Annotated in this window: 8 protein-coding genes and 1 tRNA gene; 2 read left to right on the forward strand and 7 right to left on the reverse strand. The window is 39.0% G+C overall.

From position 1 onward, the window contains the following. From BN986_RS16480 to BN986_RS16505, 6 genes are all read right to left on the reverse strand, one after another. Nucleotides 1-2,871 carry a 2-oxoglutarate dehydrogenase E1 component gene (locus BN986_RS16480; RefSeq protein WP_148417147.1) on the reverse strand — a complete coding sequence of 957 codons (2,871 nt, stop codon included), beginning with the start codon at nt 2,869-2,871 and terminating at the stop codon, nt 1-3. A gap of 1,375 nt (nt 2,872-4,246) precedes the next feature. Beyond that, the gene (locus tag BN986_RS16485; RefSeq protein ID WP_040982047.1) at nt 4,247-4,720 is read right to left on the reverse strand and encodes a tRNA (cytidine(34)-2'-O)-methyltransferase; all 474 of its coding nucleotides are present in this window, start codon (nt 4,718-4,720) and stop codon (nt 4,247-4,249) included. A 122-nt stretch (nt 4,721-4,842) separates the two neighbouring features. Then, nucleotides 4,843-5,697, reverse strand: coding sequence for an amidase domain-containing protein (locus BN986_RS16490; RefSeq protein ID WP_040982048.1), 855 nt, complete (start codon nt 5,695-5,697; stop codon nt 4,843-4,845). 279 nt (nt 5,698-5,976) lie between these two features. Then, nucleotides 5,977-7,113 carry a tRNA epoxyqueuosine(34) reductase QueG gene (queG, locus tag BN986_RS16495; protein ID WP_040982050.1) on the reverse strand — a complete coding sequence of 379 codons (1,137 nt, stop codon included), beginning with the start codon at nt 7,111-7,113 and terminating at the stop codon, nt 5,977-5,979. A 72-nt stretch (nt 7,114-7,185) separates the two neighbouring features. Continuing rightward, nucleotides 7,186-8,883, reverse strand: a complete 1,698-nt coding sequence (locus tag BN986_RS16500; RefSeq protein WP_040982051.1) for an ABC-ATPase domain-containing protein — start codon at nt 8,881-8,883, stop codon at nt 7,186-7,188. Nucleotides 8,884-9,098: 215 nt separating this feature from the next. Beyond that, nucleotides 9,099-9,172, reverse strand: a tRNA-Gly gene (locus BN986_RS16505). Nucleotides 9,173-10,105: 933 nt separating this feature from the next. Here BN986_RS16505 and dat point away from each other — a divergent pair. Next, nucleotides 10,106-10,978, forward strand: a complete 873-nt coding sequence (gene dat / locus BN986_RS16510; RefSeq protein WP_040982053.1) for a D-amino-acid transaminase — start codon at nt 10,106-10,108, stop codon at nt 10,976-10,978. A gap of 721 nt (nt 10,979-11,699) precedes the next feature. On the opposite strand, the gene BN986_RS16515 is transcribed toward dat, so the two are convergent. Then, nucleotides 11,700-12,707: an STM3941 family protein gene (locus tag BN986_RS16515; protein ID WP_316244932.1), complete on the reverse strand. Its 1,008-nt coding sequence runs from the start codon at nt 12,705-12,707 to the stop codon at nt 11,700-11,702. Nucleotides 12,708-12,999: 292 nt separating this feature from the next. On the opposite strand from BN986_RS16515, the gene BN986_RS16520 reads away from it, so the two are divergent. Further along, nucleotides 13,000-15,006, forward strand: coding sequence for a S9 family peptidase (locus BN986_RS16520; RefSeq protein ID WP_040982057.1), 2,007 nt, complete (start codon nt 13,000-13,002; stop codon nt 15,004-15,006). Nucleotides 15,007-15,071 lie beyond the last annotated feature (65 nt).

Below are 15,071 nucleotides of genomic sequence, written 5' to 3' on the forward strand. Positions count from 1 at the left end.
TTATTTTCCTCCTTCAAATCCGTTCAATGCTTGGTCAATAATATATTGATGCGCTGTTTTATGCACAGTAGGTATGCCTCCAGCTGGTGCTGCACGCTTCGGTCTGCTGATAACGTGTAATTCTTGATCCTCTTCAAGAAGCTCTCTTAAGTAGTCATCTACAAAATCCCATGAACCCATATTTTTCGGTTCTTCTTGTACCCAAACTATTTCTTTTAAGTTAGGAAGTTTTTTGATTTCTTCTTGAATTGCTTTTTGCGGGAAAGGATAGATTTGCTCTACTCGTAAAGCCCGAATCCAATCACAGCTTTGTTCCGCTTCTTCCATTTCGCCTTCAATATCGATCATAATTTTTCCGCTACCTAATAAAAGACGGGTTGTTTTTTTAGGATCTGTATCAAAATAAGGTTGTTCACGTAGCGTTTTAAAACCGCCACTTGAAAACTCTTCGGCACTGGAAGCCATCTTAGGATCCCTGATAAGACTGCTTTTCGGTGTCATCAAAATCAATGGTCGTGCCTCTGGACGAGAACGCATTGCTGCCTGACGTCGAAGCAGATGGAATAACTGTGCAGAAGAAGTGACATTTGCGATAATCCAGTTATTCTCTGCAGCCATTTGCAGGTAACGTTCTAAACGTGCACTTGAATGTTCTGGCCCCTGTCCTTCATATCCATGTGGCAGCAGTAATACCATATTTGATTTTTCATCCCATTTTGCTCTTGCTGAAGCAATAAATTGATCAATAATCACCTGACCGGCATTGGCAAAATCGCCAAACTGTGCTTCCCAGATAACGAGCGTGCTTGGCGAGTAAACACTATAGCCATACTCAAAGCCTAAAACACCAGTTTCTGATAATGGGCTGTTACGAACATCAAAGGAAGCTTTCACATCAGATAATCCATGCATCGGACTATATTTTTCACCTGTCTCTACATCATGCAGAACAACATGGCGATGAGCAAAAGTTCCCCGCTCTGTATCCTGTCCTGTTAAACGGATCGGTGTGCCGTCTTTTAATATAGAGGCAAAGGCTAACGCTTCCCCTGTTCCCCAATCTGCTTTATTACCTTCTTCTAATGCATCTTCTCTGCGTTTTAAGATTCTTTCAGTTTTCTTAAAGCCTTTAAAACCTTCCGGGCGTTCCAGCAACTCTTTATTAATTTGCTTTAAAGTCTCTAAATCTACTGCTGTTTCAAATTGATCTAATCTATTAGATAACACTTCCGGCATTGATTTTGGCTGAGGGTCGCCAATTTCACTTTCTGTCATGCCTTTATAAATATCAGAAAGTTTTGTATCTACCTCATTTTTAATCTCGTCAAATTCACCGGATTCCAATAGATTTCTTTCCTCCATTGCACGTGCAAATAGCGTAGATACGGATGGATGATTATCGATTTCACTGTATAATTGCGGTTGTGTCGTTCTTGGCTCATCCATTTCATTATGGCCATAACGGCGATAACCTACTAAATCAATCAAAATATCTTTATGAAATTTTTTACGATATTCACAAGCAATTTTCACCGCAGAAATACAAGAAATCGGATCGTCTGCGCTGACACGGACAATTGGAATTTCAAAACCTTTTGCCAAATCACTTGCATAGCGCGTAGAGCGTCCATCCACGCGGTCTGTTGTATAGCCGAGCTGGTTATTGGCGATAAGATGTACTGTCCCGCCAGTTGTATACCCCGGCAAACCACTTAAATTAAGTGTTTCGGCAACAACTCCTTCTCCAATAAAAGCTGCATCTCCATGAATAATTAACGGCATTGCTTTATTCGTATCTCTCGCAGGATAACCGCTTACATCACGTTCATCTTGTGCTGCCCGGGCAAACCCTTCCACAACAGGGTTGACAAATTCAAGATGTGACGGATTGTGCGCTAATGTTATTTTTGTGTTCACTTTACTGCCGTGGATCACTTCTTTTTCTGCACCGAAATGGTATTTTACGTCTCCAGTCCAGCCATAGTTAATTGCTTTTGAACCTTCTGACGGCATCAATTCCTTATCTCTTGTATAATTAAACTCGGAAAAAATCTTATCATACGGCTTTTTCAATACATTTGCCAATACAGCTAAACGTCCGCGATGCGCCATTCCCATCATCACATGTTCAATGTTATCTTCATTTGCATATTTCACAAGGTAGTCGATCATTGGAACCATTGATTCTAAGCCTTCGATAGAAAAACGCTTTTGACCGACGAATGTTTTATGAAGAAATTTTTCAAAACCTTCTACTTCGTATAAACGCTTTAGAATATCCTTCCTGCCCTCTTGATCCGGATCAAACCTTGCATTACCTTCTTCAATCAAATCAAACAGCCAAGTACGTTCTTCATCATTATTTACATGATCGTATTCAAACGTAATGGTGCCTGTATAGTATTTTTTCAACAGGTTAATAACATCTAAACCTGTTTCAACGCCTTCTTTTTGACGTTCCCAGATCCAAGATGCCCGGATTTTTTTTAAATCATCTTCTGTTAACCCATAATGCTTTAAATCCAGCATTTTAGACGGGGCACTTTTATACCCGCCAACGGAATAAATATCCGCATCCGTATGACCGTAACGTCGAATAGCCTCAACAAATTTGATTGCTGAGGTTAATTTAGTCACATCAAAATTTTCTGATACATTTACATTAGAAGGTGCTTGTTCACTTGAAGAGACAAAAGCTGTTTCTCCCTTTAACCAAGCAGGTGCTCCATGTGTATCAAACAATGATTTAATAGAAGATTCAACTTGTTCTGGATCTTCTTTGTACAATTCATACTGTTGTTCTATATACCCCGCATTTTGTCCGTGAAACTGTCCCCAAAACTTTTCTGCAGACTCTTCATTTCCTGGCACGACTGATACCCCCATTGCATTACTAATCCGTTATGAAAACGGTTCAATTTTGTTATAATGATCCTATTTACTTTACATTAATTAATATACATGATTTTTAGTGCGGTTACAAGGAATCGGAACTGATTCCTTGGGAGAATTCGACATTTTTTATCAAAACGGAGAAGGCGGGTCCAAGGGGGAGTCTTTTCTTATTTTTCTGATAATAAAACAGGAGTTTTTTATTGATTTATTCATAATGATCTCTAAGAATTAAGTACTCAACTTTCACACATTAAAAAGAGACTTCATTTCCATAGAAACAAGGGTTGATCGTTCCTTCGATAAAAAGAAGGTGAAGTGTAAAGCACCGCTGCGGCGTATCGTTTTGCTTTCGACGTACAACGGTTTTTGATGGGGCGAGTAATCGCAGTCCCAACCCCAGGACGTTGCGACCTTAGCCTGCCTAGGGGCACGCTCTTCAGCTAGTAAGGTGTTCTATACGTGGAAAACAACTTACCAAATAGATGTCTGATCAGGTAGGACATATTTTTCATGCTGCATGGTAAAATGTTCCGCCAAGAATACTTTCTGTGCATAAAAGCTATTCCTGATGTTAATTATCCACGCTTTCATGATTGGTTGTCCAGGCAAAAACTACTATTTTCGACCAACTTATCAAAATGTTATTTCTTTCATTCGCTGTAGAACCCCATCAGAGCGGAATGGTTGACCGGAGCGGAACTATGCACAATCATCAATTCCAAAATGGCCGGATATTTAATCAAAAAGCAAGCATGGTAATGGAGAATATTTTCATCCTGAAATAGCAAGATATATATGCTTATTCTTAGACGCGAAAGTTAAATTAAATATAAGAATAGTTCACAATATCGGATTTTTCCGTTATAATAAGGACAAAACTTCATGCTGACAGACAATAATATTTCCTGTCAGATGTAAAATCAGATGCCTCATAATGGAAGCTGATTAATTGGGGCAAACTGAAGTCACCTGCCTGTTTCTAACCATCATAGGAATGAGCTGTGAATTCATCATGCCTTAAAATGTTTTCTAACGTACCAAAAATGGGTATCATTACTACATAGAAGGAGGAATCCGTTTATGAATTTAGCATTAATCATGGGAGTAACTGTTACTTTTCTTGTTTCTTGCTTCACGTCTGGCTACGCATCAAAACCAGGAGTTCCAAAAGAAGATCAACGTACTTGCTAACATGAAAGAAACTTTATCAAAGGTCGTAATTAAAAAGATGCCTCCTGTCCCGGAGACATCTTTTTTACAGTTTATAAAGGGAAATGCAATCATAGTTGCAGGTCTCAATCAACAAAGAGTAACATCTAAATGCTTCGTTTACCAGATTGAACATTCGTTATTAATGTAAATCAGGAAATCCCTGCTGTCTTAAGGCCTCGTAAATAATAATAGAAGCTGTATTCGACAGGTTTAACGAACGGACCTGGTCATTCATATGAACCCGTAAGCATTTGTCTGCTTTACCTTCCAGCAATTCACGGGGGATTCCCGTTGATTCTTTTCCAAATACAAAAAATTGGTCTGTATCCACAGGTGAAAAATCAAAATCGGTGTAATACTTCGTTCCAAAATTTTCAATATAATAAAAGCTTCCTTCTGGATAGGTTTGATACAATTCTTCCATAGAATCATATTCTCTTACATCAACATTTTCCCAATAATCCAGACCGGCACGCCGGACCATTTTGCTATCTGTTGAAAAACCAAGCGGATGGATAAGGTGTAAAGTTGTTCCAGTCGCTAAACATGTTCTTCCAATATTCCCCGTGTTTGCCGGGATTTCTGGTTCAAATAATACAACGTGTAAACTCACCGTTCATTCTCCTTCAATTTTAAATTCTAAAAGTCTAGTTCTGTCATTTCTATATCTATTAAAGTTTTGACAATCCCGATTTGTTGGGGAGGTTGAATTAAAAAACTTCACTTTATTATACACTAACTTATTTCAATGCGAAAAAACTTATATTTTATTTCTGGCGTCCAGGCAGTTGAGTCCTCATAGGACCAATAACGGTTACGGCTATTGTCTGTATGTGCATTAACGAGCGGCATATTTTCAGCATCCTTTCGAACCACAATAGTTGTATGATTCCATGCTCCGTCACCATTAAAATCATAGCAAATCACATCACCTGGATTTAATTCTTCCGGTGTTTCAACCTCTATTCCTCTTATACCACGTTCAGAGCCGCTTAAATACCACCTGAACGAATGGGCTACAGACCAGCTGAAACTCCATGAATCGTTTCCGTACCACCAGCCCCGTTCCCGAACTGGTTCTCCCCACATGGGGCCGCCTCCAGCCCGTAAACATTGGGAAATATAGTTCGTGCAATCATCTTCAAAGCGAAGATATTCCGGATTATAACTATTCCACCAACGTTCTGCATATTTTACTGCTTCCAGCCGATTATATTCTGTTTCACGATGATTATCCTTATTGTTTTCTTGTTTAAAAACAGGAATCAGATTGTTGCCACTTTCCACTGAAGGCTTTTCGATATATTGATGCCTATTTTCTTCGTTCGATTTTTTCACAAGCTGATAGGGGATGACCTGTTCTTCCGTATAAAAAAGATCCCCATGTTTCATTAAATATACAAAGTGTACCGCATATTTCATGCTTCTGATGGTGTCATAGGATTGTTTGCTTAAGACGAGGCCTCTCCCTTTTACCTTTACAATTTGCGCCTCTCTCCTCTTACAAAGCTCCTTCTTTTTATGCCACCAATCTTGATTTTCTTTAGTTCCTCTGAAAAAATGCTGCCAGTACGTTTGGATATCTCCCATAAAAAAATCGCCTCCTCGTCAAAGCTTATGCATAAAACGAAACTTCATTCAGCAGGAGTTTTTCTTTTCTCCTGCTGAATGATTAGTTGATTGATTCAGGGAGTTAGTGCCCGTTATCTCCCGCCTGAATAAATTTATTCTGCCTCTTTATTTGGAGGCGGGAATTTTACGGGCACTTCTCCGTGATAAAACGAAACTTCATTCCGCGTGAGTTTTATGGACGATATTCTGTGTAGAGGAGACAATTGAATGGCAAAAAATTGTATACATGCCTTTCTTTTAATTAGCAGTCATTGCAAACAGAGCATTTTCCATTTCATATTGCACTTGTTCATCATCTTCTTTTTCTAACGCATGAGATAGCGCTTCTTTCGCTACATCTGTTCCTATTTTCCCTAACGACCATGCAGCACTGCCACGGATAACTGGCCGGGGATCATTTTTCATAATAGCTATTAAATCTTCAACAGCAGTAACCTCTTTATAATGACCCAACGCTAAAATAACATTTCGTTGAATCGGTTTTTTCCCTCTCCAAGAACCTGACATATGTCCGAATTTTTCCTTAAACTCTCGATTAGATAAATGAAGCATTGGTTTGAGTCTCGGTTTAACTAACTCCGGTTCCGGCTCTAATTCTTTATGGAAATGAGAGTCTTTTCCTCGATTCCAAGGGCATACCTGCTGACATGTATCACATCCGTATAACCGATTTCCTATTTTCGTACGAAATTCTTCTGGTAAAAAATCTTTTGTCTGTGTTAAAAATGCGATACAGCGCTGTGCATTTAACTGTCCGCCCTGGACAATGGCTCCGGTAGGGCAAGCGTCTAAGCAAATCGTACAATCTCCGCAACCATCCTCTATCGGCGAATCAGGGATAAACGGAATATTGGTCAGCATTTCTCCTAAATAAACAAACGAACCATACTCCTTTGTAATTATGGAAGTGTTCTTGCCGCTGAACCCGACACCTGCACGTTCAGCCACAGCCCGGTCGCTTAATTCTCCTGTATCTACCATAGACTTAATAACGGCGTCGGGTACTCTTTTTTTTATATACTCCCCGAGTTTATCTAGTCGTTCCCGTAAAGCTACGTGATAATCTATGCCCCATGAGGCACGTGCAAAAATGCCGCGTCTATCTCCTTTTGTCCCTCTCGGTGTTTTCTCCATTCGTGAAGGATAAGCGACGGCAATGGAAATAATAGACTTAGATTCCGGAAGTAACCTTTGAGGTTCCGTCCTTTCCTCAATACTTCCTTTTTCAAAACCGGATTGATACTGCAGCTCTTGCTGACGCCGTAACCGTTCCTTCATCTCTGTAAAAATATCAGCCGTTGTAAAACCAATCTTATCGATACCGATTGTTTTCGCATAGGCTTGAATATCTTTTTGCAGCTCTTCTATTTTCATCCTGCCGCCTCCCTTCGATTCATTTTTATCATTGTGCATCCACTTCATTATTTCAGATAGAGATAACTGTATTTACTTCATTGAGAATTTTGCTTTACGCATTCGATTCAATACCGCAGCAATTTCATTTTTCCTTGGTCTCGCTAAATCCCCAGGGTGTTTCTCATTACTTTTAGTCAGTTTTTCCAGTCCCTGGTCCATTTTTTCATCAATATGCTGTATTAAAGCTTCAAACGAAGAAAAATTACTTCCTTCATTCCGATAAAGATACTGAATGATTTCCGCAATCATTCTTGTTTGAGAAGCATCTACCAGCTGCTCTGTATAAGCAAAGGTGATCGGTTCTTTTCCAAATAAAATTTGAAATTGCCCTTTTGCCTGGATTTTAAATCTTTTATCCGTCTGTTTAGGAAATGTAGAAGCTAACAGCTGTCGGTTTTGCAAGCTCGTAAAATCCGCCGGCTCTACATTACTATTTGCAATAGGATCTTCCTTTATAATTTCTTTTGCTCTTTGTGTTACATTTTTCGGCTTGTATTCCTTCATAAGAATAACGGTATCTGCCACAGCAAAATAATCTCCGGAACCACCCGTTACTAAAACAACTGATTTATCTGTTTCATCCACCAGCTGTCTGATTCGATGTATAAATGGGGTAATCGGCTCATTTTCAGGGTCAATCAGCTTTTGCATACGGCTGTCGCGGATCATAAAATTGGTGGCGCTGGTATCCTCATCAATCAGCAATGTTTCTGCTCCGACCTCTAAAGCTTCCATTACATTCGCTGCCTGTGAAGTACTTCCACTAGCGTTCATTGTTGAAAAAGACGTCGTATCTTTTCCATGAGGAAGATTAGAAATAAAAGGAGAAATATTTACAGATGATATTTCTCTGCCATCCTCTGCCCGAATTTTGACAGCACTCGGATCCGTACAAATAAATTCACGTCCATCTCCTTGGCAATGCGGATAAATGCCACGTTCTATCGCTTGAAGGAGTGTGCTTTTCCCATGATAACCACCGCCGGTAATGAGGGTGACACCTTGCTTAACTGCCATTCCTTTTACTATTTTGCCATGAGGAAGGGTTAATTCTACTTCATCTTCCGGCGGACTTTGAAAGGCAATTGCTCCTCCAGCAGGCAAATCACTCACGCCGCTTTTTCTTGGCAAAATAGAACCGTTGGCAATAAAACTTACCCAGTTATTTTCTTTCATTGCTTGCCATATCGCTTCTTGCTGATCAGCTAATTGGACTGCTTGCTGAATGTCTTTATCTAAAATTTTAAAAGTTGAATTCTCCAATAGATCTGGAATAGCTTGGTTAAATAATTTGATTGCTTCTTTTCCGTTAATGGAACGTCCATTAGCAGGTAAACCAACAGATAAGCAAACCGCTATCTCTTGTTTTGCAATGTTTACAGCTGTCCGTTCCAATATTTCCTGACCCGGTCCATCAAAAGCAATCATACCACTTTTTCCGGAACCATTTATGGACACTTTATTTTGCTTTACTGCTTTATCAACCGCTCGTGCAAAAGCATCTTCCACTGCAACACGGCGGGATTTAGTTTCCAACCACTCAGACGCTATATGACGTTCCTTTTCCGGAATCACTATCCTTATTTTTGAAGGACTGGCAAATGGATCTCCTTGTACATAGTCAATATGGAGTGTATAACGTGGATACGTATAGCTTCCTGCAATTTGCTTATAAGCTTTGTAACTTTTCCGATCGATTTGTAATAAGTTATTTTTAAGACGATTCATTATCGCCCCTCCATTCTGTTTGGATTCTTTTATAAACAGCGTACATGTTTAAAGGAAGATGAACAAATATTTAATAACGAAAACTTGGCATTCACGAATGCCTTAGTTGGCGTTGTAGCTATCTATCTCTAACAAATATAATATTTTATAAAGCACAAAATAAAAACGCAACGCTTCGTAGACTGAGTACGAAACACTGCGTTATCACATATGTATGGAGCGGGTGAAGGGAATCGAACCCTCGTCATCAGCTTGGAAGGCTGAGGTTTTACCATTAAACTACACCCGCATGATTTGTATTTGTTTTTCAACGACAAGATTTATTATAGCAACGTATTCGATAAAAATCAACAATAAATTTAATTTTTTTCATGAAACAGAAATCGAAAATTAATATTTAGTATCTCAACCTTCGTATATAAAAAAAGAAACTTCATTTCCATAGACACAAGAGTTGATCGTTCCTTCAATAAAAAGAATAGAAGGTGAAGTGTAAAGCACCGCTGTGGCGGACCCGTTTTGCTTTCCGACGTACAATGGTTTTGATGGGGCGAGTAATCGCAGTCCCAGCCCCAACTCCAGGACGTTGCGTTCTTAGTCTGCCTAGGGGCATGCTCTTCAGCTAACTTTTGCCAAGAAGAGCACTTGGCAAAAGGGCATCTTCAGACGGTGCTGATCCCACAGGAGTCAAAACGGTCCGCCTCCGCTAGTAAGGTGTTCTATACGCGGAAAACAACTCACCAAATAGATGTTTAATCAGATGGAACATATTTTTATGCTGTATGGTAAAATGTTCTGTCAAGTTTACATTCTGTGCATGGAAGCTATTCCTGATGTTAACTATCCAAGCTGTCATGATTGGTTGTCCAGGCGAAAACTGCTATTTTCGACCAACTTATCAAAATGTTATTTCTTTCATTCGCTGTAGAACCCCATCAGAGCGGAGCTATGCACAATCACCAATTCCAAAATGGCCGGATATATAACTAAATAACAAGATATATATGCTTATTCTTAGGTGCGAAAATTGAGTGAGTATGATTAGGCAGCTGGAATAATTTAAAACTCCAATTCATATACTTCTACGATGCCTCAAGTTTATCACGGAGAACCGTCCGTAAAACTCCCACTGAATGAAGTTTCATTTTATCTTGTTATCTATTTACAATCGTCTGGTTGCGTAATAAACTATTATTATGCTTCACGAGAGGAGAATTTAAAAATGTCAGTATATTCAACTATTCTTACCCAGTCAGAATTTGTTGATAAGGATAGTCTCAGTTACCCGTTTGAAGAAAGAGGATTGCAGTTTGGCGATGGCATTTATGAGGTCATTCGTATTTATAACGGAGGATACTATCTCTTGACAGAACATGTCGACCGCTTGTATCGTTCAGCCGAAGCCATTAAAATCAACATTCCTTATAATAAAGAGAAGATGATTGAATTACTACATCAATTAATTGAAAAAAATCAAATGAAAAATGACGGTAAGGTGTATATGCAGATCACGCGAGGTTCTGCTCCAAGAGACCATGCATTTCCACAAGAAGTAACACCAAATATTTATGCTTATCTCCAGGATTTACCTAGAAATGAAAAGTTTTTGGAAAATGGCGTAAAGACGATTTCCCAACGTGATATCCGCTGGGAAAACTGTTATATCAAAAGTTTGAATTTGCTTCCAAACGTTTTGGCAAAACAAACAGCAAAAGAAAACAATTGCTATGAAGCTGTCCTGCATCGTGATGGAGTAGTAACCGAATGTAGCTCCTCCAATATCTACTTAGTAAAAGATGGAAAAGTATACACACACCCGGCTACGAATAATATTCTGCACGGATGTGTACGTATGGCAGTCGAACGTTTCTTGAAGGATGAAAATATTCCTCTGATTGAAGAAGCTTTTTATATTGAAGATGTCCAGCACGCAGATGAAATGTTTTTATCCAGCAGCACATCGGAAGTATTGCCTGTTAACCAGCTTGATAATGTTGTCGTCGGCAACGGAGAGCCTGGAAAAATCACCCGCACCCTGCAAAAAGCATATGAGCAAGATGCGAAAATTACCGACAAATTAATTAAAAATTTGTAATGTGAAACAGCCATCATAATTGCGGTGGCTGTTTTTTTATATAATAACTCAACTTTCGCACCTTAAAAAGAAACTTCATTTCCAGAGAAACAGGAGTTGGTCGTTCCTTCGATAACTCCCTTGACAAAGAATAAAAGGTGAGGTGTGAAGTGTAAGACACCGCTGCGGCGGACCGTTTTGCTTTCCTAGGGGCACGCTCTTCAGCTAACTTTTGCCAAGAAGAGCACTTGGCAAAAGTGGATCTTCAGATGGTGCTGATCCCTCAGGAGTCAAAACGGTCCGCCTCCGCTAGTAAGGTGTTCTATACGTGGAATAGCTGAACAAATAAAAAGTAGACCAGACTGAAGAGATTTTTTGTGGTGCATGGTAAAAATGTTTCGTAATCACTCTTTTCTGTGCGTAAAAGCTATTCCTGATGTTATCTATCCATGCTGTCATGATTCGAACTGCTAAGCAACCATTTGTAATAACGGAATGATCTTGTCATCAAGGGATAGAGATATTATTTCGTCCACCCCAACAGGATGTTATTTCATTCATTCGCTGTAGAATCCTAATTAAGCGGAGTGGTTGGCTGGAGCGGGAGCTATACACTATCATTCGTTCAAAAAAAGCTGATTTAACTAAAAAGCAAGCACAATAAAGAAGAACTTGATAATCCTGAAACAGCAAGATATATATGCTTATTTTTAGGTGAGATAGTTGATTAATAATATATTATTTACTGTTTTAAAAGACGGCGGACGACCGCTCTTACCAACAAATAGACAGCTCCAACGGGAATGACAATAAAACTCAATATGTAAAGAATGAAAACATGAATAATTAATTCCAGTTTTTCAAGATGAGGCGTCGCACTTTCTTTTATCTTAAAACTAAGTTTGAATCCCCCGGCAATATCATAAATGATCCTTGCAATTGGATATAAAATAAACCAGACAATCATTATCGGCATGGATTCATTATAAAAGTTATCTCCCTCAGTTTGATACAGAAAGAAAGAGATACCAACCGTTATAATGAAACTGATTGCTGTAATCTTCAAAATGTATTTCCGGTTTATTTGACTATATTGTTCTAATTGCACTACTTCTTCTTTTTTTTGATCAAAAAGCTTCTTTGGCGAAAATCTGTCCGCTATCTCTTCTCCGTATAGTTGCCTGTTCTTTTCTTTTTCACGTATCAGCTCCTCTTCTTTTGTACGGAATGTACGCCAATCAAGTTCTTTCAGCAGTTTTGGCCGATCTTTCCGTTTAATCAGTCCTAACGTAAAATTGGCTTTTATAATAGGAGAAATATCATCTATTTGCAGACGCTTCATAAAGCGATTTCTTACAAATAATTGCTTGTGTAACCCTTTATATTCCCCTTTGTCGGCCAAATAAATATCGATCGAATGGGTAAGATTAGCCTTCCACATCTCATACTTTTCAATATCCTGCCACTTAAGATGAATCGCACGCTTTAATGGATGTTTAATAATCAGAGTCTCTTTCGTCAAAGTCAGATACGGTTTAACATCAATAAGCATTTTAAACACCAATAACGATGACACACCAAAAGCTAAGGGTAAAATAGCCACGCTGAAGCCTTCTATTATACTCCCTTCCTTAAAAAAATAAATACATGGCGTCAGCCACAGCATAAAAAAAGTAAAAGAAAAAATAAAAGCTGCGAAAATCTTTCCTTTTTGAGTGTAAAAATAGATTTCCTGTGTATCCAATATCATAACCTCCAAAACTTTTCATCACACAATGCATTCTTTGTTTTTCTTATACGTTTATTCCCCGAAAAAAGTTTGCTATTCCCCAATCCTGCTGTCTAAAACTGATTCATGCCAGGTTTTTTTCTCCCTAAACATCTTCCAATATATTACCATATTATATTGGATATTTATTTAGAAAATACTAATAAGCTCTATCAGAATTCACCCGTATCCATCCAGCCATTATTGATTCGCAAATCGAAATAGTTTAAACTGAAATACAGATAGAATGAATTATTTAACAAGGAGGAATTGGATGTCTACATCACAAGAAAAAAGAGCATTAACTGCAACAGATTTTCAGAATATTAAGGTTGTTAGTGAACCAGAATTCATTTCAGAAGATACGTATAGTTATGTGATCACATCTGTAAACGCCGATAAGGAATACGAATCACAGGTTTTTGTGCATCATCTAACGGATAATGTACACAAGCAATGGACTACAGGTAATCATCGCAATTATACTTTTCGCGTATCTCCCAATAAGGAAAAAGCATTCTTCCTGTCTGACCGCAGCGGCGCTTCACAAATTTGGTTAACAGATTTTAACGGCGGGGAGGCCAAGAAGATAACTACCTTTCCGAATGGGGTCTTTTCTCCCGTCTGGTCAAACGATGGGAAATCCATTTTATTCTGCTCTTTTCTTGAAAAAGATGATGATATTATTTCTTTAAAAGAATTAAGCAAAGAAGAAAAACAAGCAAAGCAGAAAGAACAACAAACGAAACCGCTTGTGGTTGATCGTCTAAAGTATAAGTCAGACGCCGGAGGCTTCCACGATCATTCCAAAGCACAAATTATACAATATGATGTGACAGCCGATACATTCCATCAGTTAACATCCAAAGATTCGGATCATCACTTGGTTGACTTAGCCCCTGACAATAAACACCTTATTTTCGCAGCCAATTTGGAAGAAGACGCTGATGCTTCGTTGGTCTCTGACTTGTATTTACTGGAACTGCAGTCCAAAGAGATTACGAAATTAACAGATAGTAAAGGGAGCTATCATAACGCTAAATTCTCCAGAGATAGCAAACAAATTGTTGTTTATGGACATGAATTTGAATATGCAGGAGCAACCTTAACTAAGCTTTTCCTATATGATTTGAAAAGCAAAGAAAGAAAGCTTCTATCCGGGGATTGGAGCATACAGCCCGGTGATACCATGGTTGGAGATATGCGTCTTGGCAATTCAGAAACCGGTCCTGTCTGGTCCAGCGACAACGAATCTATTTATTTTATTGGATCAGATTACGGAGCTGTCCATTTATATGAAACTGATTTAGAAGGTAATTTAAAAACACGTTACAGCAATCATAACCATCTATTCGGCTTCTCCTATCACCCTGAAACAGAGAGCTTTATATTAGGCATCAGTCATCCGACAGATCCTTGTAATTTTTATAAACTGTCTGTAGATAATACGTTGGAGCAGTTAACAGATGTAAATAAATCCTTTATCAATGACGTCGCTTTAAGTGAGCCGGAGGAAATTACATTTACATCAAGCGACGGCTTAGACATCCAGGGCTGGCTTCTGCGTCCTTACGGGTTTCAAGAAGGAAAGAAATATCCTTTTGTACTGGAGGTTCACGGCGGTCCGCATGCCATGTATGGACAAACCTTCTTCCATGAATTACAGTTGCTTGCAGCAAAAGGGTATGTTGTTCTTTATACAAATCCCCGCGGCAGTCACGGTTATGGACAGGATTTTGTCAATGGTGTCCGGGAAAATTACGGTAAAGGAGATTATCAAGACTTGATGGAGGCTGTCGATTATTGCATAGAACAGTTCTCCTTTATTGATGAGACCCGCTTAGGGGTAACTGGCGGCAGCTATGGCGGGTTTATGACAAACTGGATTGTCGGCCATACAAACCGGTTCAAAGCAGCGGTTACCCAAAGATCGATTTCCAATTGGCTAAGCTTTTATGGTGTCAGCGATATTGGCTTTTTCTTTACGAAATGGGAGCATGGCGTAAATTTAATGGAAGACCCGACAGAGCTCTGGGACATATCCCCTCTGAAATATGCAGAAAACGTAGAAACACCGCTTCTTATTCTCCATGGAGAAAAAGATTATCGCTGCCCAATCGAACAAGGCGAACAATTATTTATCACGTTAAAGCATTTAAACAAAGAAGTTGAATTCATCCGCTTCCCAAATGCTAATCACGAACTAAGCCGAAGCGGAAATCCAACTTTACGAGTAGCCCGGTTGGAAAATATTTGCCGCTGGTTTGAAAAGTATCTATAAAACGAATCTTCATTCAGTGGGAGTTTTTCGACGCACAACTCTTTACGATGGGACGAGTAATCGCA

It is taken from the genome of Oceanobacillus jeddahensis (genome assembly GCF_000750635.1).
In the GTDB taxonomy this organism is placed as follows: domain Bacteria; phylum Bacillota; class Bacilli; order Bacillales; family Amphibacillaceae; genus Oceanobacillus; species Oceanobacillus jeddahense.